This window comes from Thalassoglobus polymorphus, assembly GCF_007744255.1.
Lineage (GTDB): Bacteria > Planctomycetota > Planctomycetia > Planctomycetales > Planctomycetaceae > Thalassoglobus > Thalassoglobus polymorphus.
In genome coordinates this window covers 1,288,369-1,314,703 of sequence record NZ_CP036267.1, presented here as the reverse complement: position 1 = coordinate 1,314,703, position 26,335 = coordinate 1,288,369, and the positions used below count along the sequence as shown (strand labels likewise).

Genomic DNA, 26,335 nt, shown 5'->3' with positions numbered 1-26,335 from the left:
GGCAAAGAGCTGAATCGAAAACGAGCGGACCACGATTCAGAGAGGAGGGATCCTATGAGAATACATGAACTGGAAGTCGATCAATTCGGAGTCTGGAAGGAAGTGACACTTCCTTTTCATGACCGAGGAGTGACGGTTCTTTACGGCCCGAATGAAGCGGGAAAGTCCACGCTGATGCGGTTCATCCGCGGAGTCCTGTACGGATTCCAGCCGAGCGATGAAGTTGACGCCAGTCGTCGACGCGAACGAGTTGTTTGCTCCGGAGCTTTGAAAGTTTCGCATCAAGGCAAATCGTATCGCATCCGCCGTGTCTCTGAAAAAGGAACGCGAGGTGCTCTGGAGATCAACGGACAGCGACGGGAACAGACAGATCCGCTGATGCAAAGCTTGCTCGGGGATGCCAGCGAATCGCTATTCAAAGATGTCTTTGCGATTGGCCTGAACGAACTTCAGCAACTGGCAACTTTGAGCGGTGATGAAGTCGCTGAGCAGATTTATGGATTGTCACTGGGACGGGAAGGCGAGCAGATTGTCCGGGCCCAGAATGCGTTCGCAAAGAACGAACGTTTCCTGATTGATCCGGAAAGCCGTAAAGGAGAAATTCATTCACTCATTCAGCAACTGGCTGAGATCGACCGTGAACTTGAACGTGTCGGTCAACCGGCACAGCGGCACACTCGACTTCTCGACCAGACCACTAAACATGATGCGACTGTCAGCGAATTAAAGAAACGGCAGAAGAATCTGCAACAGGATTTACGTGGCTATCAGTTTCTGAATCAAGCTTGGGAACCGTGGGCGAAACATCGTGCCATCCAACTGGAACTCAAGCAGTTACCGGTCACGAAAGTCGATGCTGATATTCTGAATCGCTACGATGAACTCGAACTCGAACTTTCCGAAGTTGATGCGCAACGGAAACAGTTAATCGACGAAGCAAAGCGTCTGCAAAAACAGGCGGAGGAAATCAAACTTCGTCCTGAGTTGGAAGAAGAGACCTGTGCAATTCAGAACTTGCATGAGCAAACCCGCGAAATGCAACTTCTCGAACAACAGTTACAAAGTGGCAGCCCTGTGGCTGACCCTCGCGAACAGGAAGTTCAACGCCTGTTGGGGAATTTGGGAGGTCACTGGTCACTCAAGCGGTTGGAAGAAACCGATCTTTCTCCTGTGAAATTGCACAGCTTGCTGGAGCAAGGAGACCGCTATCGCCGAGCCAATCGTGCACGCACGAAAGCTGCCAAAAAATACAAGAGAATGTCAGCTGCTCTGAAGCTGCATGAACAGGCAGAGAACTCTCAGCGCCGTGGTCTTGGAACTCTGTCGGTTGAGGAGACCCGTCAGGATTTAAGCGACAAGATTGATCAGCTTGAAGACTTACGCGGCTTGCGAATTCGCAAGGAGCACATCAAGAAAACTCTTGAGCTGTTTCCTGAAACACGTGAAGCCGAAGCAGAAGTGGTGGAGCAGGAACTTCCCCCCTTCTTCTATAACGTCTTGTGGTTCTTCGCGATTTCTGGCGCAATTTTGTTCCTGTTTGGGTCATACCGAGCGGTCTCAGGTCTGTTCTCAGGTGGAGGTTACCTGGCAACTTTGGGAGCCTGTTATTCGCTGCTGGGGTTGGGGGCGCTGGGAACTTGCTGGACGATGAAGCAGTATTTCTCCCAGCAGAAAATTCAGGTTGCCGGGAATGATGTCGACCGCGAAAAAATGAGCAGGGAGCTGAGTCGAGTCGAATCACAGATTCAAAAAATCCGCAGCCGCAACTTGCTACGAACACAACGAACCGCACCACAAACGTTGATCGCAGAACAAGATGATTCCGAACTGATCGACGAAGCACTCGCTGATCTGCGCAAACAGCTACACAGTTTACAATCCGTCAATGACGATTCTGGACGGATTGATAAACTACGTCGGCAAATGAGTCGCATGCGAAACAGTTTGCAGGACTACCAGAAGCGAGTCAGTCAGTCTCGGAGAGAATGGACAGAAAGTCTGCGAACTTTGGGGCTGATCGAAACTCTTAAAGTCTCTGAAGCTGTCGCCCAGTGCCAGCAAATTGCTGACGCCAAGCATGTCTTACATGAATGGAGTCGCTCGCATCAAAGCAGAGAGCAACAACGCAAAGTTCTGGATACATTTCTGGAGAAAGTTCAGCAACTCTCCAACAAACTTGAAGGTCGCGGAATTGCCGTACGTGATCCGTATCAACTGCTCGCAGAATGGCACCGCGAGCTCCAACTACTCGGTGAGCGAAGACGTGAACGGCAACAACTACGCTCGACAGCGAAAGAAAAACGCCGTGACGCAGCACGCATCGCTGATCGAGTTGAACGGATGCGTGAACAACGTTCACTGTTGCTTTCGCAAATGGGAGTTGCCGACCGGGGAGAGATTGCAGCCAAGCTAGCAGCGATCGATGAGCGCAAGACTCTCGAAGCGAAATTGAGAGAAGCTGAGAAAAATCTCGATAAGATCACCTCTCAAGAACCAGAGCTTGTGATTACGGAAGAAATGCTCATTGAGTACGATGAGGCTTCAAACAAAAAAATCGTTTCAGAGATTCGTGACGAGCTTCAGGAAATCGATGAAGCTCTTCAGAATGAATATCAAACGCTTGGAAAGCTGAAGCAGGAACTTCACGCAATCGAAGAAGACCGATCTGTTGCATCGCTTCGATTTGATCGGGAACAAGTTGCGGATGAGTTGCGCAAGGCCAGCGAATCTCTCTTTGCAAACCGGGTTGCAGATCGTGTTGTTGAACAATTGCAATCGAAGATCGAGCAGGACCGACAACCACAAACATTGCAAACTGCCTCTGAATATTTATCTCAGCTGACTTGTGACAAGTACCAGAAAGTCTGGACTCCACTGGGCGAGAAGGCCTTATTCGTGGATGACGATGTCAAGCAATCGCTGCGTGTTGAACAGCTGAGTAGCGGAACACGTGAACAAGTCTTCCTTTCATTACGCTTAGCGATGATTAAAGACTTCGCTTCTCGCGGAGTCGAGCTTCCGCTCATCCTTGACGATGTCACCGTGAACTTCGACCAAATTCGTACGGAAGCTGCCGTCGAGACGCTGCTCAACGTCGCGGACGATGGTCAGCAAATCATGCTGTTTACCTGCCACTTACACCTTGCCCACTTATTCGAGAACGATGGGATCGAACCGGTCTGGTTGCCGAACCATCGTCCCGAAATGACGGTCTAAAACAGAGTTGTGTTTCTCGTGTTCGTGGCGTGAGTCGAACACTGCAGGTGTTCGGCGAAATTTGGGATCACAGATGATGAATCAGACGGAGAGAGTCGTTCAGCAGCGATGGCAATGCTATCTCTGTTTCGTCTTTTCGTTGCTGAGTCTGTTCTCTTCCAGCTGCATGTTTGTTCGACGTGATGTGACAGGCTTGCCGAACAAATATAAAGTCAAAATGGAGCAATTGCAGGTCCGTTCGGATGTCAAAATCACCAAAGATGATCCAGTCTTTGAAGAGCTGACTTCGCTGCGGGCCGAGATTGTCGAGCTTCTTGAACTCCCTCCTGCGAACCGCCCCATCATTGTTCATCTATTTAAGGATGAAGACCGGTATGCAGAATACATGAAGAAGCAGCATCCGAATTTGCCACCTCGCCGGGCCTTTTTCATTGGTTCGCCTACTGAACTTGCGGTCTATGCACATTGGGGGCCGAGCATGGCGGAAGACTTGCGGCATGAATACACACATGGCGTTTTACATTCATCGTTGCAAACCGTTCCGTTGTGGTTGGATGAAGGAATCGCAGAGTACTTTGAAACGCGTACGTTCGATTCAAAACGTCGACACCCCGATCATGCCCCGCAATTAGCCAAAGCGATTTCAAATGGATGGCAGCCTGACTTGCATCGTCTGGAGCAGATTGAATCCGTCTCAGAGATGCACCGCGCTGACTACCAGGAAGCCTGGGCCTGGGTTCATTACCTGATCCATGATTGCCCGGATGGTCGAGGCATGCTTGTGGATTATTGCAAGTCTCTGAGATCTTCCACACACCCACCTCGGTTCGCTGAAGAGATGGAACGCCACGTCCCGACCGCTGACGTGCGGCTTGCTTCGTACATCTCGTCGACGTTCAATCGCTCTGGCCCCACTTGGGCACTTGGACAGGATCAACAGTAACATCAGATCACCGGTAACACAGAATCAAAAGTGACGGCCCAACGGAGCCGAATTCCTTTGGTGAGCAAATTACGACTGCTGGTTGAGGTGCAAGGGTGAGAATAGGCAACCTTCTTTATGCTTGATTGCCTGCTGTCACAGCCGTTCATGTCCTGTCAGCCTCTACCGTCAACTTCTTTTTTTCTGCGAACGAAGATCACGCTGCATTTGTGGTTCGCTTCCTGCACATGTTAGATTTGTCGAAATAGACATTCCTGAATCTCTGTCCGGAGACTCCTTTCGTGATGGACTTTCTCATCGTGAGAGAGACCAGATTCAGGTTTCCGGATCAATTCTTATAAGGATTCAGCCGTGGTTTCGTGGAAAGGTCGCCGACAGAGCAGTAACGTCGAAGATCGTCGAGGGATGAAAAGTGGCGGGAAGGCACTCGGCGGGGGGATGACGATCATCCTTCTTATCGCGGTCTTCATCTTCTCCGGCGGAGATCTCGGACAAGTCTTCAGAGTTGCTCAGCAACTTCCCCAGCAGGGAGGACAACAGAATGCGGCTCCTGCTGAAAATCCGAGCCCGGCTGAAGAAGAAATGCGGGATTTCGTTGCGACGATTCTTGCTGACACCGAAGATGTGTGGAATGAAATTTTTCGTGGAACCGACGTTTCCTATCGCGAACCGACGCTTGTCATCTTCCGAGATGGTGTTTCCTCGGCATGCGGGTTCAACAGTTCCGCAGTGGGACCGTTCTATTGCCCCGGTGATGAAAAAGTTTACATCGACCTCGGATTCTTTGATCAACTCGAACGACAGCTCAATGCTCCGGGAGACTTCGCGCAGGCATATGTGATTGCCCATGAAGTTGGACATCATGTCCAGAACTTACTGGGCATCACAGAGATGGTTCAGCGTGAGAGGGGACGGCTCAGCGAAGCGGAGTACAATCTTTTGCAGGTTCGTTTGGAATTGCAGGCGGACTTTTTTGCAGGCGTCTGGGCGCATCATGCAGAACGAATGAAAAACCTGCTGGAACCGGGCGATATCGAAGAAGGCCTCAACGCGGCAGCGATGATTGGCGATGACACTTTGCAAAAACGGGCTCGCGGATACGTTGTCGAAGAATCATTCACCCATGGATCGGCAGAACAGCGAGCACGCTGGTTCCGCAAAGGGCTGGAAACAGGGGATATCAATCAGGGAGATACATTCAAGGCGAAAAAATTGTAGTCTCTCTCATCTTGCTCTGTGGTCCGGCTCAACACCAGTAGAGAAACGTGAAGTAGAGTTTAGGCAGTTGAGCCGGGTACGGCTGGAAGAGACCTTGGCGTTTCGTGAATCACAAAGTTGAAATGGGCTTTTCATCGATCATGTCCGCATCGGAATCAAATTCAATGGACACTCATAAAACAACGATGAGTGACGAGGCCATTGATTTGCTGACGGACTCGTTGGACCGATTTCTCGCGGCATGGGATCAGGTTGACGAGCATGGTCCGCCAGAGATCTCTGAGTTCTTGCCGAGTTGCTCCAAGTTGCGAATGGAGTTCCTCGTTGAGCTGATCAAAGTCGATATGGAGCTGCGCTGGCAAGAGTATGCGCTACCGAAATCGCTTGATGAATACTGTGAAGAGTTCCAGGAACTGCAATCGGTCGCTTTGCCGATTGACCTGATTTTCGAGGAATACGTTTGTCGACTGTCTGTCGATGAAGCGGTCTGCATCAGTGACTACTTCGAGCGATATCCAAACCAGGCTGATGGTTTGCGTCAATTCGCCAGCCAATCTCCTGATATCAACGCGACCGTCATCTCTTCTTTCGATCAGTCTTCAGCTGTCTTTGACCTTCAAGCGGGCGAAGTGATTGATGATTTCGACTTGATCATGCTGCTTGGTCAGGGAGCGTTTGCGAAAGTCTTTCTCGCACGCCAGATTTCGATGCAACGACTCGTGGCGGTCAAAGTCTCTGCTGACCATGGGACGGAACCGCAGACACTTGCTCAACTCGATCACGATTACATTGTGCGCGTTCACGATCAGCGGATTGTTGAAACACCCCCTGCCCGCTTGCTGTACATGCAGTACCTTCCCGGTGGAACGCTGGAGTCGGTGACGAAACGTGTAAGAATGACTCCAGTCGAAATGAGAAGTGGTCAACTCCTCATCGATGTTTTGGATGGGACACTGGAGTCGAAAGGGGAAATTTCACCGAGCGATTCGAGTTTGCGTCAGGAGCTTTCTGGAAAGTCCTGGCCGGAAGTCGTCGCCTGGATCGGAATTCGTCTCGCCAAAGCATTGGACTATGCAAACCGGCAGGGAGTTCTTCATCGAGACCTTAAACCGGCCAATGTCCTGCTGAGTGCCGAGGGCGTTCCCAAACTTGCCGACTTTAACATCAGTTTCAGCAGTTCCGTCGCCGGAACGAATCCGACTGCCTACTTCGGTGGAAGTTTGGCATATATGTCGCCAGAGCAATTGGAGGCCTGTTCACCCCGGCATGAGACTCAAGCGGACGAACTTGATGGGCGATCAGATTTGTACTCTTTGGGAGTTTTGCTCTGGGAACTCCTGCGAGGAACGCGTCCGTTTGACGATTTAGGTGGAGGCGATTTATCAGGGCAGACCATTGATAAAATGCTGGAAAGAAGAAGTCGTGGGCTTTCCAGAGAGCAATTCGCTCCAGATTTTGCTGAATGTCCCGAATCGTTGATGCGAATTCTTGAGAAGTTGCTTCAGCCAAATCGAGAACAGCGCTGGCAGAATGCGGATGAATTGATCGAGCAACTCGAAATGTGCCTTGAACCGCGCGCTCGTGAGTTGATTGACCCTCCCGCGAAGAGTTGGCGATCCAAGGCCCGTCACTGGGTTGTTGCCACGGTGCTGCTCCTGAATTTGATTCCGAACGGGATCTCTGCTGTTGGTAACTTCTTTTACAACCAGCGAGCGATCTTTGACGAGATGGCTCCCGGGCAGACGTTCGAAACAATTCTTGGTGTGATCAACGGAATTGCGTTTCCAGTCGGAATCAGCTTCGTGGTCATTCTGGCAAACCAGGTAAAACGGGGAATCCGTAACCCGGAAGCCTCCCAGGAAAGCGGCTTAGAGCAGTTTGCTCTACCATGTGCCCGTGAAGAACGCGTTTCACCAGTGAAAAGGCTGTTCGCCACGAGGCAGAACGCGAACACCAATTCGAAAACCACTATCATTAGGGAATCAGCCCTGTTACTCGGGCATCGCTGTGCGATGATTTGCCTGCTTTTGTGGATCATCGCCGGAATCGCGTACCCGGTGGCATTTCAAGCAATAGGAATTGATGTCTCGGCTTCAGAGTACGCACATATTGTAGGCTCGCTGGTGCTCTTTGGGTTAATTGCCACGGCATATCCCTTCTTTGGAGTCACCTGGTATTCCGTACAGGTGCTGTATCCTGCGTTGCTGCAAAAGGGACGCGGACAGCGCAAGGATCGGCAGGATCTGCAAAAGTTGAAAACGTACTTGCGATACTACTTAATTGCTGCTGCCAGCATTCCGCTGCTCTCGGTAGCCGCCATTACGATTGTCTCTGTAGAGATGCTGCAACTGGCTCAACTCCTCTGTTTTGGCGGTTTAGCTGCGTTTGCAGCCGCTTTTTGGTTCTATCGACAGATTGAAGATGATCTGGATGTCTTCCTCAGAATCCGCGGAAGAAAGCGTTAGCATCAACAACCGCCGATGCATTGCCGCAATTCTTGAGTTCTGCGGGCGAGAATTCATCTTGCCGTGAAATTCGAATTGAATTATTAGCTTTCTGAGAAATCAAAATTGCCATATTCCAAATTGGAAGTGGTCTCACGTCCCATATCATTTTCCCCACGATCATTCTGCCTCATGTGAAGCAGAACGATATCCTAGTAGCCTGATTATTCTGGAACCGATCCTGAAATCTGAATTCGCTCACTCAAAACCTGAGGCAAGCGACCACCTGACAGGTCTCCTGAAGAGTTTTAGATTCAAGCTGCAATTCAATTCAAATACCCTCCTTGTTATGTCAAATCGCATGAGGCGATTGGCATCCCGATCACCATTTGCGTTCAACTTTGGGCTCTATTGCTCATTCGGTGGGCGTGATCGGATTGGAATCGAAAGCAGATTCGATGAATCGTGTCACTAGCGACACTCGTCGACGGGCATTGAAGCCCAGCTTGCGACGTTTCGTCAGTCGAAACGCGCTGGCATTTTGCATCATGGGTGGCTTCATGTCCTCCGTGGAGGCTCAACGTCCATTTCCTGGAAGCAGTTCCCCTGCGCCGGCTCAGGCACGTCCAGCGCCGCAAATAGACCCTGCATTCCAGAAAGCGTCTCAAGAAGAGAAGGCTCCCCCTGCGCCAACTCCTCCGAAGACAGCAGCTCTTCCCGGACTCAATCGAGCATTGGCAGAACGCCCAGCACAAGAGCCTAAAAAACCGGTCATCCAGCAGACTGAATTCAATGTCGAAACCCTGCTGAATGAAGAATTGGTCGGGATTGTCGTCGAGGGGAATACCACGATTCAATCGAATGCGATTTTAAGGCAGATCGATTCTCGCCAAGGTCGCTTACCATCTTCTCACCAGATCCAAAAAGACGTTACGAAGCTTCTGAAGACGAACTGGTTCTACTCCGTTAAGCCGTTCTACCGTCAGACAAAAGAGGGTCCAGTTCTCGTCTTTCAAGTCGTTGAACGCCCAATTTTGCGAGACGTGAAGTTTGTAGGAAACGACAAGATCAAGACCAGTGAGCTTCAGGCTCATACAGGACTGATGACGGGACACGGCTACGACGTCGCTGCGAATCGTGAATCGGTCTCTCGCATCAAATCTTTATACGCCGAGAAGGGTTATCGGTTCGCGAAAGTCACTCTGCAAAAAGGTGACAATAAGAATGATCGTGAAGTCGTCTTTCATATTGAAGAAGGTCCGAAGGTCAAAGTTCGCGATATCAACTTCAAATTCGTCGGTGATCACTTCATCTCTGCTCGTGTGCTCAAAACAAAAATCGCAACTAAAACTCCTATCGACAACCTCGGAGCAGGATGGATCGGTGGAGACTACGATCCGGAAATTGTTCGCAACGATGTCTATACCATCAAACAGTACTATTTAGGACTGGGCTGTTTCGATGTTGATGTCGAAGTGAGTGAGTCGATCTCAGAAGCTGATGGAAAAGTCACCGTCAATTTCACCATCGCAGAAGGAACACGATACAAGGTTGGTAACATCGACGTGATCGGGGCTGCCGTCATTCCGCGAAACGAGTTATTGACTAAACTCGAGCTGAATTCCGGAGAGCATTTTAACTCCCGATTCTTGCGTAAAGACGTTTCCGCAATGAAGGACAAGTACGACGAACTTGGCCACGTCTTCGCGAAAGTCGAACCGACTCCGCATTTCCGACAAGACGACTCCGGGATTGTTGACCTGACTTATCAAATCGATGAAGACATTCCCCGCTACATTGGCCAAATCAATATCCACATTCGTGGCGATCACACTCACACACAGGAAACGGTTGTACGGGATCAGGTTCACAGATTCCTGAAGCCGGGGACACTCGCCAGTGGGCGAGATCTTCGCATGGCACAACAGCGGGTCTCTGGAAGTCCCATCTGGGAACGGACAGACCCTCCAACATTCGATTTGAAACCTGTCGATGGACTGGAGTACATCCCGGCCATTGCTCAGCGTGGGCAAAACCCGGAACGAGTCGCACAAACAAAAGCTGAAGAACTCTTCAGCGAAGAATTCGATCACGACTTCGACTTGCGAGCGACATACATTTCGCCGGTCAAAGAAACTGTGGGGCGAGTTGTTTTACCTGCCAGCCTCTTTGAAGAAGAAAATCCCCCGGAAGTTGAGATTCAGCGTCCGCTTCGAAAACAACCAAAAAACGAGAATCCCACACCTGTCGTCATCTCTCCGGAGACAGTCTTTCGTGGACAATCGAATGACATCGTTCGAGCACAGGGACTGGATCAGTTTGGGAATCCGTATCCTCAAGACTACCAGCAGGGAGTCTCTCCACAAGGAGATCCTTTCGGTGATGCACTTTCAAACCCTGCTCCTGGTTTTGTCGATGTGAATATCGATGTCACAGAAGGACGGACAGGGCGATTGATGTTCGGTGTCGGAGTCAACAGTGACGCCGGTGTCGTCGGACAGTTGACTCTTCAAGAAGACAACTTCGACCTCTTCCGCGTCCCTCGCAGCTGGGCGGACGTCACAAACGGTCAGGCATTCCGTGGTGCAGGCCAAAGCTTCCGTATGGAAGCTGTCCCAGGTTCAGAGGTGAGTCGCTACTTGATGAGCTGGCAAGACCCTTTCTTCATGGGGACAGATTTTAGTTTGGGACTGAGCGGATTTTATTACAATCGCTTTTATGATGACTGGACCGAAGACCGATTGGGTGGACGGATCAGTCTTGGATATGTCCTCAATCGCTACTGGTCGGCATCGACCGCGCTGCGACTTGAGAACGTTCAAATTCGTGATTACAGCCTAACGAACGGTCCGGTTCCTCCCGACCTGCTTGCCGTTGATGGAGATAACTTCCTTTCCACAGCCTCGTTCACGTTGTCGTTCGATACTCGTGATAACTCTTTCAATCCGAGTCAGGGACACAATTTCGACCTGACTTACGAACAGGGTTTCGGCGAGTTTATCTATCCTCGCATTGACGCCTCAGCAGGGAAATACTTCACCCTTTACGAACGTCCTGATGGACTTGGTAAGCACATTTTGTCACTGACCGGACAAGCCGGCTGGACTGGAGACGATACTCCGATTTTCGAACGCTACTACGCTGGTGGTTACTCATCGTTTCGTGGTTTTGAATTTCGTGGGGTGACTCCTCGGGAAGGTAACTTCGCTGTCGGTGGTGACTTCATGGCGCTTGGCTCGGCAGAATATATGTTCCCGCTCACAGCGACCGACAACATCCGCGCCGTGGTCTTCTCGGACTTTGGTACTGTCGAACCCGAGGCGGGTTTCGACGATTTTCGTGTCACCGCAGGTTTTGGTTTCCGCATGGTTGTCCCAGCAATGGGCCCTGCCCCGCTGGCGTTCGACTTCGCCTGGCCAATCTTGCAGCAAGACGAAGACGAAACTCGTGTCTTCAGCTTCTACGTCGGTTTGACTCGATAGGACTTTTGTCACACACTTCTTGTGCGTGACAAAGACATGGTCGAAACCGAAGGTCGCTGGAGATGGCATCTCGTAATCGTTTGATCGAGTCGCTGTTCTGCGCTCTCTTCGGACTCTGCGGAGTGAGCCTCCTCGTTCTGGCGATTCCTGATGTTGGCCTCCGCTTTGCAGCACGTTTGGTTCCTTCAGAATTATGGAACGATCGTAGCCAGACATTATCATGTCTACTGTTGATCTACGCACTCCTCTTCTTTGCAGCCAGTCTCTATTTGCTACAGAGAACCAGCAAGTCTCCACCGTTGTGGTCTGTCTTGCGTCGAGAGTTCATTGAGAAATCACGGCAGTTGCTTTCGTTTCTGCGCCGTCTGCCTGAAACATTCCCACGCCTACTCCCAGTTCCGTTGCTGCTGTTGATGGGACTCGGTGCCTTTGTACGGTTCAAGTTTCTTAATCAGCCGATGCGGTACGATGAGTCGTACACTTACCTTGAGTACATCAATCGCGCCCCGCAGTATTTGTTCCTGTATTCAGATCCCAATAACCACGTCGGTCACACTCTACTGGTAAAGCTTTCGACGTTGATCTTCGGAAGCAGTCCGATCGGCCTCCGATTACCTGCGTTTCTGGCGGGTCTCTGCTCGATTCCTGTTGGCTTTCATGTGGCGAAGAGGATGCTCTCACAGAATGCAGGCTATCTCTTTGCAGCTCTGATTGCTCTCTTTCCGTATTTCATTCTGTTCGACACAAACGGACGTGGTTACTCGCTGGTCGTGTTACTGAGTTTGATACAGATCCTGCTTTCACTGAGGTCAGATCAAGAGTTGCCCAGTCCCCTGCTCTTTGCGTTTGTCACGGCTTGCGGTCTGTTCGTGATGCCATCGTATCTGTTCTTTGCAGCTGGGATTGTGCTTTGGCTAATCGTTGTTCGGATTGTCATAAACGGTCCCAGCTTGGACCTCTTGAAGCGGTTTCTGGTCAGGTACAGCGTCGCTTGCTTGCTCATGGCATTCGTGCTTTATTCGCCAGTCATCCTTGTGAGCGACGGCATTTCCCCTATTGTCGCGAATCGATTTGTGGAGAGTCTTTCGTGGGGTGAGTTTGCGTCACGACTGCCCTCGCACTTGGCTGAGACTGTCCAAAAGATGAGCCGCGGGATCCCGACTGTGGGACTCGCTCTATTTGTTCTCTGCTTTCTGATTGGGACGATCGCTTCGATCCGGAAGAGGGACTGGCAAGCCGCTCTTTTCTTCCCCACAGTCGTGCTCGGTGGGCTGGTCGTGTTGATTCTGAAACGAGCGATCCCCTTTGATAGAACCTGGATCTTTCTGCTGCCGATTTTTTTACTTCAGGTCGCAAACGGCTTTGTTGAATGTCTCACCATGCTTCGCAAATCACCTGAACGAACGATCCAACTCGTGCAAGTCGTCTCTTTCATGTTGGTCCTGGGCATGTCGTTCTTCCTCATTCGGAATGATGTCATCACGAAATTTGAGGACACTGGTTCGTACCCAGAGGCTGAGGATCTGGCAAAGTTGCTTGTCGAATGGGACCACTCCGGAGAGAGCATCGGCATGTCTGACCCGCTCTTGAGCGTTCCGGTGAATTACTATCTTGCCCAGCTAGGCGTCGAGTCAATTTCGGTCGCTGAAAAGACAGATGCCCCAATGATCTACTTCCTCAGTCGGGAAGAGAGTCCAGAGGAATTCGATGTCGGGGCGTATCTGCTTGAGCAAGAGTTTGGGCAGACGTCGGTTTATCGTCAGCATCGTGACCGCTGATCGTCAGCGCTGAAAGATCGGCAAGTATCCATTCTTCAATTGCAGGATCGTAGCGTTCATTGCGGTGACGTACACCGGGCCGACACTGTTATCTTGCCACGATCCATCAGGAGATTGTTGACTGATGAGACGAGCTTCGATCTCTTTGCGGTACTTCTCCCAGAGGTCTTTTTCGCGATACATCACCTGAGCGAGATAGTAGTGCATGTAGTGCCAGTGCCCGAAACCGTTTGCCTTGATCCCGCCCCCTTCAGGCCAGATATTGGTTTTGCAGTATTTCAGCATAAGTTCTACATCTTTCGAATCACCATAATCGCCAGCGCTATACATACTGGCAACGGCCGCTGCAGTGATCGGTTCGCGTGCTCCTCCCCCACGAATGCTGTACTGAACTCCCCCTTCGGGAGTCATGCAATCATGAATGTACTTCTTAGCCCGGTCGATAATTTCTCGTGGGACAACGATACCGGCATTTCGGCAGGCACGAAGACCTTGAACTTGCGTCACGCACGTAGATCCTTCGTCGAAATCGTTCCCTTCACGGGCAGAAACGTATCCCCATCCACCACGTTTAGTTTGGGCTTCCGCACTAAACCGAACGGCTTTATCCAGGACATTCTTAATTTGCATTCGCCGCTGAGCGTCTTCTTCTTCACCATAAATCTGGGAGAGAAAGAGCATGGAAAATCCGTGCCCGTAGGTGTAGTGATAGTCGTCGGGATATCCGATGAGTCCAGAAGGCTGAGACATGTCGACCAGAAAGTCGACAGCTCGTGAAATGTTTTGAGCGTACTTTCCACGTGTTGTGGTTGAGCCCTCTGCTAAAAGAGCCGTACCTGCCAATGCGGTCATGGCGACGCGATAGGTGGCTCCGTTGGCTTCCCAGTGGCCTTGTCGCTTTTGCTCCTTCGCAAGATAGTCGAGGCTCCGCGTGACCGAACGGGTCACCGCAGGATCAGCAGCAGCTTGAGCGGGAAGCGTCACCAAGACTGCCGTCAAAATCGCGCAGGTGACGCAGGCTCGATTGGCGAAAGAGATATTCATTCAAGACTCCTTTCGAGAAACTCATAAAATGAGATCACGTTAATCTGTCTGTCTCGACATTATTTTTGTGCAACTTAAAGTATCTCAAAGTTTCTGAGGAAATGCGAGTTGGATCTCCTACTGATTGATTCGTCGGAGGCCTTCACTCATAGGTGGTTGTCGATTGGTGATTGTCGAAATATTCCCTGTTGTAAACACCCGTACGTTGAAAACAGGCCCATCATCTTTCGAATGCACTCACAATCGTCGCCAGAGCGTTTTCAATGTATCTCGTGCCTTAAAACTCACTTTCATGACTTCAACGTTCCTCGCCGCGAGGCGGGGACAAGTCCTAATCATGAATTTCCCGACTCCCTCTACTCACTGCCGCAGGTCGACGACCACTTTCCCGGCGCCTCTCAACGGACTCAAGTTTGCCCGCAGAACCCTTTTTTTCAGAAGTTAAACTGTAATGATTCTGCCGCAACTGCATCTTGGACGGTTTTGAATGAGCCTTTGTTCCGTTCGTGTCGATAATTCACGATGGTGGGTTGAGTCGGAAACGAGCAGTCTCACTTCAGACCGTTAAATTTGTTCGGGGAATCTGTACACAACTCGAAACAATCGTTAAAGATAGCGAGTGGTTGGAAACCTAGAATTCTGGGGCCAGACCCTCCGCAAGAAAATGAGGCACAAATGAGAGGTCTCTTCACGGTGGCATTGAAAGCTCGTCAAAAGTTGGGCAAGTACAAGATCGAAAAACGCCTCAGCGAAGGGGGATTTGCGACTGTCTATCAAGCATTCGACACGATTGAAGGACACCGGGTCGCCCTCAAAATTCCACACGCTCATCAAATGAGTGATGATTTGCTCAGGGATTTCCGGAACGAAGCCCGCATGGCTGCCCGTTTGGAACATCCGAACATTCTACCGTTAAAAGACGCATCGATCATCGATGACTACTTTGTGATCAGTATGCCTCTCGGAGAGCGAACGCTCGCTGACCGGCTTCAGAAGCGACTTGCTCTCAAAACATCACTAGGTCTTGCCAGTCAAATTCTGGATGCGTTGGCTTATGCACATCAGCAGAAAATCATCCACTGTGATGTGAAGCCTGAAAACATGGTGCTCTTTGCTGACCATCGTCTCCGCCTGGCTGACTTCGGGATCGCCAAGGTCGCTTTGAAGACCATCCGCGGATCAGGGACCGGAACTGTTGGTTATATGGCTCCTGAACAGGCGATGGGCAAGCCCTCTCCCCGGTCTGATGTGTTCTCTGCGGGACTCATTTTGTATCGTATGTTGTCTGGAGAATGGCCTGAATGGCCTTATGAATGGCCCCCTGCGGGCATCAAAAAGTTACGGGCCAAAGTTCATCCAGACTTTATCGCATTCCTGAAAAAGGCCATCGACCCGCATCCTCGAAATCGATTTCGAGATTGCGAACAGATGAGAAATGCATTTTTGCGTCTGAAACCTAGAGTACTGAGCTATGCCGAGCGACGCAGGACAAAGTCCGCTTGATCCGTCTCAAGAGGTCACCGATTTCAATCCGCGTCTCGCCGATACGGTTGAAATGGATGCGCTTCCGCTTCAGCCCGAGAAACCGGTTCCGCCAAAACTAACCGAAGTTTCACAAACTCAACTCGGCAACGGGGAGGCGATTTGGGTCTCGATCAAATCTCCGGCAAAGCCGACTGAGAATGAAGATTCGGTAACAGCGTTTTCAATCGGATCACAACGTGGGTTACTTGTTGTCGCTGATGGACTTGGTGGACACCGTGGCGGCAAAGCGGCGTCGCAGTCGGTCATGCGAGGATTGCAGAAAGCGTTTTCTGATTCCGACGACTTTCATGAGCAAACTGAAATCACCATTAGCGGTAGCCTGAAGGTTCTCGTTGGAATGCCAACAGCCTTGACCGATACCGACTATCGCTCCATGATTCTCGACCAGATTGAAACGACCAATCGCCGCTTGCTCAGTGGTCGCACTGGTGCGGCCACAACTTTAGCTTTGGTCGAAATCGCAGGAAATCGAATTCGGACTTACCATGTTGGGGACTCCCCCATTCTGGTGGTCAGTCAGCGAGGTCAGATCAAACACGAAACCATCGCTCATTCTCCGGTTGGTTATGCTGTTGAAGCTGGTTTACTCTCCGAAAAAGAAGCGATCTCGCATGAAGATCGTCATCTGGTTTCCAACGTTGTGGGAGCCAAAGATATGTCGGTCGAGCTAGGCCCGTGGGTAAATTTAGCAGCCCGAGATACCGTCTTACTGGCATCTGACGGATTGTTCGATAACCTATTATCTGTAGAAATCGTTAATCGAATTCGATCTGGAAGTTTACGCAAGGGTGTTCTTGAGCTGGCGAACCTGGCTCTGGAACGAATGAGTGATCCTCAACCAAAGCTTCCTTCGAAACCAGATGACTTGACGATCCTTGCCTATCGACGGCTTCCTCCCAGGAAATTAAAAAAGCGGGAGGAATCGTAGGTCCGGCCCAATGACCTGTTTAACAATCTTTTCTCAACAGTCGAGAAGTCGAAAACAGGTTTGAGGGCCGGCTCTCACGTCTCGGTTGCCTGGATCGAATTACTTCAGGAGCCCCGATGAGACTCTCTCGCTTCAATTTACTGACGTTCACCTTGCTGACCCTGGCGACAGCACAAGCAACTCAAGCTGATGAGTTGGCACTTTCGCTGCGATATCAAAAACCGGTCAACGAGGAAGGCCGCCTCTTTCACACTCTGACACGTGACGAAGTCTGGAAAGCCGAGGAAACCGTCCTCATTGTTTGCGATGTCTGGGATTCGCACACATGCAAAAACGCCGTGATGCGTGTGAATGAAATGGTTCCCCACTTGAATAAAGTGGTCACCGAAGCTCGCAATCGAGGTGTCACGATCCTGCATGCTCCAAGTGGCTGCATGGATTTTTATCAGGATCACCCGGCACGCCAACGAGCAATCAACGCTCCGAAGTCAAAGAAACTCCCCCCCGAAATCACGCAATGGTGCTACAAAATTCCGGCGGAAGAAAAAGGGGTTTACCCGATCGATCAATCTGATGGAGGTTGCGATGACACCCCGGAAGAACATGAAGTCTGGCAGGCGAGTTTAGCCCCGCTATTGAAAGACTCAAAATGGCCTTGGCGCCGGGAACACAAAGCAATTTCGATCGATCCGAAGAAAGATTACATCAGTGATCAAGGAGACGAAGTCTGGAATATCATGGAGGACAAGGGCATCAAGAATGTCATCTTGACCGGTGTTCACACCAACATGTGTGTTCTGGGACGTCCGTTTGGATTGCGACGTATGGTTGAAAACGGAAAGAACGCAGTTTTAATGCGCGACCAGACCGACACAATGTACAACCCGCGCAGCGAACCATACGTCAGTCATTTCACGGGAACAGACCTGATTGTCTCGCATATCGAGCGACATGTTTGCCCGACGATCACCAGCACTCAATTCATCGGCGGAAAAGAATTTCGTTTCAGTAAAGATAAGCGGCCCCATCTCGCAGTCATCATGGCTGAGGATGAATACCGCACCAACGAAACGTTGCCAAAATATGCGATCGACCCACTCGGAAAACACTTTCGAGTGACGCTTATCAATGGCAATTCCAATGAGCGAAATGACATCCCTGGAATTGAAGCGATTCAAGATGCTGACGCCCTGATGGTCAGTATCCGGCGACGAGTTCTTCCCACCGCTGACATGAAGCTCATTAAAGATTTCGTCGCAGCCGGAAAGCCTGTAATTGGGATTCGTACCGCCAGCCACGCTTTTTCACTTCGCAATGAGGAACCGCCAGCCGGCTTCGGAGACTGGAAAGAATTTGATGCGCAGGTCTTCGGCGGAAATTATCACAACCACTACGGAAACAAACTCGTCAGTATGGTGCAGGTCATGGATGTTGACCATCCAGTGCTGAAAGATGTTCCACGCAAAGAGTTTAAACAAGGTTGGTCTTTGTACCGAACCTCTCCTTTGAAAGATGGAACCACAACATTGATGACCGGAACCGTTGAAGGTCAAGAGCCTGAACCGGTCACCTGGACGTTCAAACGTGCTGATGGTGGGCGATCATTCTACACGTCACTTGGTCACATCGACGATTTTGAAAATCCGGCATTTCGAAAAATGCTCTTAAACGGAATCCTTTGGACTTTGAATAAAAAGTAGTGAGAGCCTTTTCTACAACCTGATCCTGAAAGCTGAGTTTGCTCACTCATGCACTGAGGTCAGTGAGCCCCCCACAAGGTTCCGGGCTGGTATTCAATAGGCACGCCTGCGCAGGGATACTCTTGCAGATTCCAAATTGCTCAGGTGCAAGCACCGTTTTGTGGCGTAGTCTTGTTGTAAAATCGAAACAACCTACGCCGCGAAACTGCCGAGAATGCCGACGCATCCCCTACATTCGTCACCCTTGTCACCTCCGCGAGCCCAGAATTCTCTCTTGGGAATTCTGCGCTCGCCGTTGGGCCTTTGCTGGCTTGCACTGGGAGTGCTTCTCGCTGCAAATCTCCCATTGATGCTGTGCATGCCGTTGCATGCAGACCCGACGATTTACGACATTCAGGCACATGCTGCTTTGGATGGAGGCGTACTTTATCGGGATGTCGTTGAACCAAACTTGCCGGGAGTCGTGTGGGTCCACATGCTCGTACGCTCTTTATTCGGCTGGTCCACGTACGCTTTGCGAGCCTTCGACCTTGTTGTCATCTCGGGGATCGTCCTCCTTTTGGTACGAATCACGAAGATCAGCTCTTCATGTTCAAACTTTCAACTTCGAGCGTCCGTTCTCACTTTACTGCTGTTTTGGCTCTATTTTTCAACAGGCGAAGCGGTTCATTGCGAGCGTGATCTCTGGCTGATGCTGCCTGCCTTAGGTGCCTTGTGGTTTCGAATGCGTCAATCCGAGCGGTTGCTCGCAAGCGATCAGAATTGGAACAAGATCTTTCTCTGGAGCAGCCTCGAAGGTTTTTTGTGGGGAGCAGCCTTCTGGATCAAGCCGTTTGTTGCAGTCCCTGCGCTAGGAGCGTTGATCACTTCGGGACTCATCACAAGACGTTGGCGGGCAAACGTCATCGACTTTGCAGGCGTCTTCCTTGGTGGAGCAATGTGCGGTGCGATGGGTTCCTACTGGTTAATCCACACGGGCGCCTGGCATGACTTCTGGGATATCCTTCTCAACTGGAATCCGTCCTACTTTGAAGCAGGACGCGAACGTTGGACATTCTCCCTGTACTTAAGATTGAATGAAGGTCTGCTTCCCTGGAGCCTCATTCATCTCGTGGCACTTCCGGTTTCTATTGTCCAAGTCTCGAAATTACTCAGAGGCCAACTCGATCAGCCTTCGCAAAAAAAACTTTGCATCCTTGCGGCAGCGTATCTGGGATGGGTTCTACAGGCTCATACGATGCAACGGCTCTTTGAGTATGTTCATGTTCCGGGAATGCTCTTGGGGTTGTGTATTGTGACAAGTGTCTGGCCGCAGCGTGGCCCAAATTTGAGAGTCTCGCAAGTTGGTTTGATGGCCTTTTTATTTCTGGCTCTAATTGCCTCACCAGCAACGAATCCGCAGCGATTGGCATGGTGGGGAGAATGTGTCACTCAGGGAAGTACCCCCGAAGTCAAAAGTGCCCTGCAGCTGATGCCACTTCCCAACTGGACCGAGTTGCAACCGGTCATTGACTATCTCGACGAGCGACAATTGGAAGACGAAGAGCTGACAGTTTCCAACCTGTTCATTATTCACGTCTACTCAGAACTTGGCTTGAAACCCTCGACTCGCTTCATCATTCCAGATGTCCACATGAAAATCTTTCCTGACAAAGCACACTTGATTGAACAGACGATCCTCGACTCCCGACAAAAGTATGTGGTCAGCAGCCTGATGGAAAGTGGCGTCAATCCAGAAGATGTCGGTCCTTATTCTCCACACCAGCCTCCTCAGCTCCCAAATAAGTTTCCTGAAGAGTTACTGAACCAGTTTCCGTTCAATCAAAAGCTCGTCCTGCGCTCGGGACAGTATGTTGTGCATCAGGTGATCCCATCTCCTGAGAACTGACGCAGGATTCCGAATCTGATCTCTAAATCAACCCGGAGATCTTCAACAATCAGCGTTTTGTCTTCAGGCCGGTTTTCTTTGCCCAGGAAAACCATAAGGCGGAAAGCTCTTTGACCTGCTCAGGATGCTCGCTGGCCAAGTCGTTCATTTCAGTGCGATCTTTAACGAGATCGTAGAGTTCCCAGACTTTGACTTTCTTGTCCCAGCAAAGTTTCATGTCTCCTTGCCGAATTGCTCGGTTCCCAGCCCATTCCCAGTAGAGGTTTTCATGTCCGGGGCGAGATCCCCCTTCAAAAAGATTGCGAAGTGAAAGACCTTCGGTCGGGAGAATTTTCTCGCCTCTGAACTCCTGTGGAATGTCGACTCCGGCCAGGTCCGCACAAGTCGGTAAAATATCGATGATGTGACCGACCTCTTGGCACCACGAGTTTGCAGCGACAGTTTTCGGCCAGCGAACAATGAGTGGTGTCGAGATCCCCCCTTCATGCACCCATTGCTTGAATCGGCGAAATGGTGTGTTTTGTGCATACGCCCAGCCAGGTCCACAGGTGGTGTAAAATTCTTCCACACCGGGAGTTCGATTCGGGTCAACACCACCCGGCAACTCTGCACATCCTCCGTTGTCAGATAGGAAAATGATGACCGTTTCCTCTGCGAGTTTGTGGTCGTCGATTGCATTAATGATTCTGCCTATCCCGCGATCCATGCTTTCGATCATGGCTGCGTAGGTTGCCATCAGGTGATCCTGATAATCCTGATTTGGAAAGGAGTCCCAAGCTTTCACTTCCGGGTCTCGCCCGGGAAGTTTCCAGGCAGGGTCGACAAGTCCCATCTTGAGTTGTCGTTCGTAGCGTGTTTGCCGCAGCTTTTCCCAGCCCATCATGTATTGATTCCGGTATCTCGCAATATCCTCCGGCTTAGCATGAAGCGGATAGTGTGGAGCCGTGTAGCAAACATGCAGGAAGAATGGCTTCTTCTGAGAGACCGCTTTTTCAATCGCTTTTGTAGAGTAGTCACTGAACGCATCGGTGGTGTAGAAGTCATCAGGAAACTCGGTGATTCGCTGATCGTCTTCACCGAACCAGCGAACACGCTTCCCCTTGAACTCGGGGTCGGGACGCGCGGGGTTATGGAAATTACAGCAGCCGTCCAACAGCCCGTAATAATTATCGAACCCACGATCCGACGGCCGATTGGGGGCTGAGCTTCCCAAATGCCACTTTCCACTGAGAACGCTGTAATAGCCAGCTTTCTCAAGGACTTGCGGAATGGTGACCATGTTCTTCTTGAGCAATCCTCCCGATCGACGGGGATACAGCCCGGTCATCAGTGATGCCCGCGTCGTGGTACATTTTGCGTTGTTATAAAACTGGGTGAAGCGCATACCCTCAGCAGCGAGGCGGTCGATGTTCGGAGTCTGAATCTCGCTTCCGTAGCACCCGATATCCGAAAAGCCCATATCGTCACACATAATGAGGACAATGTTCGGTTTCGTGGCCTCCGCGATTGTCTCCGTTGTGACCACCAACATCAGGCAGAAAGTCAATAAACGCCAGCTGTGCATTGAAATCACTCCGTGTCAATTGAGACCGCATCAATAAGAATCGCAAGAAGACACAATGTTTCACACCTCGGAGAGAGATGCAAGTTGACGCTCAGAATTCAGGAATCTTTTGCTTTCTGCACCGATGAAAACGCATCGTGAGATTGACGGGCTGATTGCTCCTTTCAAGACTTTTGAAATTGGTTCTCTAAAGCCGTTCTCGCAGGCATTCTCCTCAGATAGGCCTGCTGATGCTCAACGTGTCCACAGTAAACATTTCGAAACCACCGCGAACTTGCTGCACTCTGTTGATTGCCAGTCGTCTCTTTTCTGTTGTAAAGTAATGTGTCTCCAATCGTGCGTTGGAAACAACCTTCCGTTTTCATGGATGACCTTCCGATTCGCTGTGCTTTCGACATTTTTTCATCGAGGCACATCGCCAGATATTCAACAAGGATAGAATAAGATGCTGAAAGTCCGCTTACTCGCAGCTTTAGTTTGCGTGCTGATGATTCAATTTGCTTACGCGAAAGATTGGCCACAGTGGCGTGGTCCGAACCGTGATGGAAAACTTGTTGGCACGGGGCTCAAGCTTGATTGGACGAAGAATCAGCCGAAACATCTTTGGACAATCGAAGGAATGGGACGCGGCTATGCCAGCTTGTCCGCCGCCGATGGAAAGCTTTATACAACCGGAAATCTTCCCGATGGGCAAGCAGTCATTTGTGTCGACGTGAACACAAAAGAACTGGTCTGGTCAACACCGCTCACGAATCAAGCCCCCAAACATGGCTATCCCGGATCACGCTGTACGCCGACCTTGGATGGTGAATATTGCTATGTCGTGACTTCCGATGGAGAAATCGTCTGCTTGAAGAGCAGCGACGGCGAAGTCGTCTGGCGTCGCGACTTCAAGAAAGATTTCAATGGCAAAATGATGTCTGGCTGGGGATTCTCAGAATCTCCACTGGTCGATGGAGACTGGGTGCTCTGCACACCTGGTGGACAGGATGCGATAATTGTCGCGCTGGACAAGAAGACCGGAAAAGACGTCTGGCGAACTTCTGTCCCTAATCTGGGCGAAAAAGGGAAGGACGGCGCCGGATATTCATCGATTGTGGTCAGCGAAGCCGCTGGAGTGAAACAGTATGTTCAACTCGTTGGAAAAGGTCTGATCGGAGTTCGTGCCAGCGATGGGAAACTGTTGTGGAACTACAACAGGGTTGCAAACGGAACAGCCAACATTCCGACGCCTGTCCCTTTTGATGACCATGTCTTCGCCTCCACAGGATACGGAACCGGAGCCGTGCTAGTAAAACTCTCCCGTGATGGTTCAGGAGTGAAAGCGACTGAAGAGTACTTTCTCGATTCAAAAACATTTCAGAATCACCATGGCGGAATGATTCAAGAAGGCGAGTACCTGTACGCTGGGCATCAGCACAACAAAGGCTTTCCGATTTGCCTGCACATTCCCACAGGCAAAGTTCAGTGGCTGGGGAAAATTCGTCGCGAAAAGCCAGAGATGTCTGGATCGGCTGCAATTACTTATGTCGATGGGCAAATCATTTTCCGTTACCAGAACGGGACTGTGGCTCTTGTCCAAGCTACCCCGGATGGATTCGAACTCAACGGCAGTTTCACTCCGGACTACCAAGACGACAAAACCTGGTCACATCCCGTTGTTTATGAAGGGAAACTGTATCTTCGTGAGCAAGACAAGCTGATGTGCTACGAATTGTAAGGAATTCTGCTGGGTGAGATTCTGATCAAGATTCTCTGCCCAGATTTGAATTTCCATAAAATTGACCTCGGAGTGGGTCGTGAAGAGCGGGCAGGATAAGTACAGAGCAATTTGCTCTCTTTCCTGCCAACCCTTTGCGGCCCACTTTGTTTTTTGAGGAAGCCCGTTCAGTCAAGCTCCTGCATTGAATGGCGGAAACCAGTTTCGTACTCACTTTCGAGTGGACAATACCCTCCCCTGTTCGATTGCAGAGGGACAAGACTGATTCACATTGTGAGGATTGACCGCATTGTGGCGGATAGGGGAAGTTCGTCATCAGGAGAATCGGTTGCTCTGCATCCGTTGTTCAAGCGTTCGCTCTGGAGTTTCGATAAACTTTGTTACAGGAAGATCTCATCCTGAAAGAACGATTGCGCCTTGAGGTAAGTTAGAGAAGGTGCGTTGACGATACCATTTTTTCCGATTTCCACCGATGGAGTTGCAGTCATGGCATGTTCGCAGTCCTGTTATTCGCGAGCGACTGGTTTGCAGAGACTCACTTTCTGCCTTGTCATGTTGGTAGCACTCCCAGCGCTAGCTCAGCCCGGTGGGGTCGACACCGGAACAGAACCAGAACGGGTTCTCGCTGCGGAGCCCGAGACTCAAGAAGGCCGATTTCAGGCTGCTTTGCTGATGGTCAAACTGGCTCGACCAGAGTTGGCAAAAAAATACCTTGCCGACCTGATCAAAAATGAGCCGACAGACCAGGAACTGATGGAGCTTCGTAACAAGTTTGGCACATCCACGTTTCTAAGTTTAACGAATGTCGACGGGTTAGATCCTGAAGCGAGTGAGCTGCTGAAAATGCTCACCACAGCTGTCGCAAATAAGACCAACGATCCCTCCTACGTAAGCAGTTTATTGCCGAAGTTAATGGGTTCGGCACGCGAGCGAGATGAAGCACTCACCGAGCTTCGCGCACTTGGACCATATGCCGTTCCTCCAATGCTGCAGGCGATCGAATCCGGGTCGATCAATCGTGATGTTCTTATTCTGAACCTGACCCGACTCGGTGACGATGCGGTTCCGCCGATCATTGGCGCGTTGACTTCCCCATCAGAGAGAATTCGATCTGCAGCCGCTGAAGTCCTGGGCTGGAGCGGCGGAGAAGAGGACGTAATTTGGTTATGGCAAGAAGCCTTCGGCGAAAATCAACCTGACGGAGTTCGCGAAACGGCATTAAAGGCAATTGCTCGAATCCGGTACGACGACACACGGCAGGCGATTCGCGTCAATTCGTATGGCGTGGCGGCTCAGCTCATCGAATCGGCAATTGGGTATCTTGCGCAACGGCACGAATGGGGCGTTCGATATGAAGATATGGAACTGATTCCCGTTTGGACCTGGGACAACGATCAAGCTACGGTTGTCGAAACAAAATCGACTCGCAACCACGCGTCAATTCACTTTGCCGAACGTTTAGCTCGTGAAGCCGCTGAAATTTCGCCAACGAACGAAGATGCCCCGATCGTCTTACTGGCTGCAAAAATGGTTCGAGACATCGAAGCAGCCGGTTGGGATCAACCAGTTCCAGCTGGGCCTGGCACAGCACTCGATTTAGCTGTGACTGCAGGTCCGGATGCATGCCGGCAAGTCTTGGCACTCTCACTAGACAATCACATCCCAGCCGCTTCGTTAAGTGCCGTGACCGCACTTGGATCGAATGGTTCCCGCAACCAACTCTCCCGATCCGCTGGAAAGCCCGAAATTATTGAAGCTCTCGACTCCCCCAACCCGCGTGTTCAGTTCGCTGCCGCAGTCACCATTCTTCAGTGGGAACCGACAAAGTCTTTCCCGGGCGATCGGCGTGTCGTAGAAATCCTTGTCCGAGCCATCAATTCCAATTCCAAGCCGGACACTGTTGTCATCGATCCCAACATCCAAAGAGGGACAATGACCGCCAGTCTGTTTAGTGAACTCGGGTTTGATTCATCACTGGCTGCCACCGGAATGGATGGGTTCAAACTTGCTTCTCAGCGGGGAGACGTTGAGCTTGCCGTCCTGCATCCGAACACAATTCGCTGGGGACTGACACAAACGATTGAGAACCTTCGAGCTGACTCACGAACGCGCCATCTCCCCTTGGTCATTTACGGCCCCGCGGGATTGCGAGGCAATTTCTCAGCGATCCAGAATCGATTCCAGAATGTCGTGTATGTCAACGAAGTGGTCAATTCGCTGGAAATCAATCGCGAGCTTCGTCCGGTATTGCAACAGCTTTCACCTCCGCCACTCAGCCGCGAACAACGAGCCAATCAGGTGAGCGAAGCTGCCTACTGGTTGCGCTGGATTGCAACGAGTGCATCACCCGGCGTTTTCGAACTGGCTGCTCACCAGGCCGACCTGATCAAAGCCACAAACAATCCAGCCGTGGCAGACGATGCTATTATCGCACTGGGAGGAATCGCTGCTCCTGATGTGCAACGTCGGCTTCTGGAAATTGCAGAGTCCGTCGCCGCTGACATTGCAGTCCGCCGTCGGGCTCTTCTACAACTGGCATTCAACATTCAGCGATTCGGCGTCTTGCTGACACCTGCAGAGCTGAAGCGTGTTTCAGCACTGAGAGCAAATTCAGCAGAACCTGAACTGCAGTCAGCGGTCGCGAGTGTTCTTGGTTCGCTGAAGCCGAAGACTCAGGCGGTTCGAAAACTTATTCTGGAGACCCCTGACTCACCGAAACCGATCTCCGCAGAAAAACCTGCGACGTAACCTGCGGCGTAACCTGTTCAACGCGAGTTCATGAAGCATGATGCCATGAAGCATCAGTTCGTTCGCCGAATTCGAAGACCCGGCGTACGAAGACGGCATCAACCTCGAAATGAAAAT

General features: G+C 50.8%; 14 protein-coding genes. 12 read left to right on the top strand and 2 right to left on the bottom strand.

What is annotated here, in order from left to right:
* Nucleotides 1-54 precede the first annotated feature (54 nt).
* The 6 genes from Mal48_RS04865 (at nucleotide 55) to Mal48_RS04840 (ending at nucleotide 13,081) form a co-directional block, all read left to right on the top strand.
* A complete protein-coding gene (locus Mal48_RS04865; protein ID WP_145196682.1) occupies nucleotides 55-3,216 on the top strand; it encodes an AAA family ATPase in 3,162 nt (1,053 codons plus the stop codon).
* A gap of 73 nt (nucleotides 3,217-3,289) precedes the next feature.
* Entirely contained in the window at nucleotides 3,290-4,159 is an 870-nt protein-coding gene (locus tag Mal48_RS04860) for a DUF1570 domain-containing protein (protein ID WP_145196680.1), read from the top strand.
* Between the two features lie 351 nt (nucleotides 4,160-4,510).
* Complete coding sequence (ypfJ, locus tag Mal48_RS04855) at nucleotides 4,511-5,377, top strand: KPN_02809 family neutral zinc metallopeptidase (protein WP_145196678.1); 867 nt, start codon at nucleotides 4,511-4,513, stop codon at nucleotides 5,375-5,377.
* A gap of 164 nt (nucleotides 5,378-5,541) precedes the next feature.
* The gene (locus Mal48_RS04850) at nucleotides 5,542-7,842 is read left to right on the top strand and encodes a serine/threonine-protein kinase (RefSeq protein ID WP_197442059.1); all 2,301 of its coding nucleotides are present in this window, start codon (nucleotides 5,542-5,544) and stop codon (nucleotides 7,840-7,842) included.
* A gap of 437 nt (nucleotides 7,843-8,279) precedes the next feature.
* A complete protein-coding gene (locus tag Mal48_RS04845) occupies nucleotides 8,280-11,303 on the top strand; it encodes a BamA/OMP85 family outer membrane protein (protein WP_145196674.1) in 3,024 nt (1,007 codons plus the stop codon).
* A gap of 62 nt (nucleotides 11,304-11,365) precedes the next feature.
* Nucleotides 11,366-13,081 (top strand): glycosyltransferase family 39 protein, encoded by a 1,716-nt coding sequence (locus Mal48_RS04840; protein ID WP_145196672.1) that lies wholly within the window; start codon nucleotides 11,366-11,368, stop codon nucleotides 13,079-13,081.
* A gap of 3 nt (nucleotides 13,082-13,084) precedes the next feature.
* Here Mal48_RS04840 and Mal48_RS04835 read toward each other — a convergent pair whose 3' ends face one another.
* Nucleotides 13,085-14,125 carry a prenyltransferase/squalene oxidase repeat-containing protein gene (locus Mal48_RS04835; RefSeq protein ID WP_145196670.1) on the bottom strand — a complete coding sequence of 347 codons (1,041 nt, stop codon included), beginning with the start codon at nucleotides 14,123-14,125 and terminating at the stop codon, nucleotides 13,085-13,087.
* Nucleotides 14,126-14,800: 675 nt separating this feature from the next.
* Between Mal48_RS04835 and Mal48_RS04830 the strand changes: the two genes are divergently transcribed.
* From Mal48_RS04830 to Mal48_RS04815, 4 genes are all read left to right on the top strand, one after another.
* Nucleotides 14,801-15,628 carry a serine/threonine protein kinase gene (locus Mal48_RS04830; protein ID WP_145196668.1) on the top strand — a complete coding sequence of 276 codons (828 nt, stop codon included), beginning with the start codon at nucleotides 14,801-14,803 and terminating at the stop codon, nucleotides 15,626-15,628.
* Nucleotides 15,597-16,598: a PP2C family protein-serine/threonine phosphatase gene (locus Mal48_RS04825; protein ID WP_145196666.1), complete on the top strand. Its 1,002-nt coding sequence runs from the start codon at nucleotides 15,597-15,599 to the stop codon at nucleotides 16,596-16,598. The genes Mal48_RS04830 and Mal48_RS04825 overlap by 32 nt, the downstream gene beginning before the upstream one ends.
* Nucleotides 16,599-16,714: 116 nt before the next feature.
* Nucleotides 16,715-18,298 carry a ThuA domain-containing protein gene (locus Mal48_RS04820; RefSeq protein WP_145196664.1) on the top strand — a complete coding sequence of 528 codons (1,584 nt, stop codon included), beginning with the start codon at nucleotides 16,715-16,717 and terminating at the stop codon, nucleotides 18,296-18,298.
* Nucleotides 18,299-18,656: 358 nt separating this feature from the next.
* Nucleotides 18,657-20,186, top strand: a complete 1,530-nt coding sequence (locus Mal48_RS04815) for a hypothetical protein (protein WP_145196662.1) — start codon at nucleotides 18,657-18,659, stop codon at nucleotides 20,184-20,186.
* A 49-nt stretch (nucleotides 20,187-20,235) separates the two neighbouring features.
* Here Mal48_RS04815 and Mal48_RS04810 read toward each other — a convergent pair whose 3' ends face one another.
* Nucleotides 20,236-21,750: an arylsulfatase gene (locus tag Mal48_RS04810; RefSeq protein ID WP_145196660.1), complete on the bottom strand. Its 1,515-nt coding sequence runs from the start codon at nucleotides 21,748-21,750 to the stop codon at nucleotides 20,236-20,238.
* Between the two features lie 445 nt (nucleotides 21,751-22,195).
* Between Mal48_RS04810 and Mal48_RS04805 the strand changes: the two genes are divergently transcribed.
* Complete coding sequence (locus Mal48_RS04805) at nucleotides 22,196-23,470, top strand: PQQ-binding-like beta-propeller repeat protein (RefSeq protein ID WP_145196658.1); 1,275 nt, start codon at nucleotides 22,196-22,198, stop codon at nucleotides 23,468-23,470.
* Nucleotides 23,471-23,956: 486 nt separating this feature from the next.
* Nucleotides 23,957-26,218 (top strand): HEAT repeat domain-containing protein, encoded by a 2,262-nt coding sequence (locus Mal48_RS04800; RefSeq protein ID WP_145196655.1) that lies wholly within the window; start codon nucleotides 23,957-23,959, stop codon nucleotides 26,216-26,218.
* The last annotated feature ends 117 nt before the right edge of the window (nucleotides 26,219-26,335 follow it).

Excerpts from the sequence above, each read along its gene's own strand:
- Mal48_RS04865 (WP_145196682.1), top strand. The coding sequence starts at position 55 with ATGAGAATACATGAACTGGAAGTCGATCAATTCGGAGTCTGGAAGGAA.
- Mal48_RS04860 (WP_145196680.1), top strand. The coding sequence starts at position 3,290 with ATGATGAATCAGACGGAGAGAGTCGTTCAGCAGCGATGGCAATGCTAT.
- Mal48_RS04850 (WP_197442059.1), top strand. The coding sequence starts at position 5,542 with ATGGACACTCATAAAACAACGATGAGTGACGAGGCCATTGATTTGCTG.
- Mal48_RS04845 (WP_145196674.1), top strand. The coding sequence starts at position 8,280 with ATGAATCGTGTCACTAGCGACACTCGTCGACGGGCATTGAAGCCCAGC.
- Mal48_RS04840 (WP_145196672.1), top strand. The coding sequence starts at position 11,366 with ATGGCATCTCGTAATCGTTTGATCGAGTCGCTGTTCTGCGCTCTCTTC.
- Mal48_RS04835 (WP_145196670.1), bottom strand. The coding sequence starts at position 14,125 with ATGAATATCTCTTTCGCCAATCGAGCCTGCGTCACCTGCGCGATTTTG.
- Mal48_RS04830 (WP_145196668.1), top strand. The coding sequence starts at position 14,801 with ATGAGAGGTCTCTTCACGGTGGCATTGAAAGCTCGTCAAAAGTTGGGC.
- Mal48_RS04825 (WP_145196666.1), top strand. The coding sequence starts at position 15,597 with ATGCCGAGCGACGCAGGACAAAGTCCGCTTGATCCGTCTCAAGAGGTC.
- Mal48_RS04820 (WP_145196664.1), top strand. The coding sequence starts at position 16,715 with ATGAGACTCTCTCGCTTCAATTTACTGACGTTCACCTTGCTGACCCTG.
- Mal48_RS04815 (WP_145196662.1), top strand. The coding sequence starts at position 18,657 with ATGCCGTTGCATGCAGACCCGACGATTTACGACATTCAGGCACATGCT.
- Mal48_RS04810 (WP_145196660.1), bottom strand. The coding sequence starts at position 21,750 with ATGCACAGCTGGCGTTTATTGACTTTCTGCCTGATGTTGGTGGTCACA.
- Mal48_RS04805 (WP_145196658.1), top strand. The coding sequence starts at position 22,196 with ATGCTGAAAGTCCGCTTACTCGCAGCTTTAGTTTGCGTGCTGATGATT.
- Mal48_RS04800 (WP_145196655.1), top strand. The coding sequence starts at position 23,957 with ATGGCATGTTCGCAGTCCTGTTATTCGCGAGCGACTGGTTTGCAGAGA.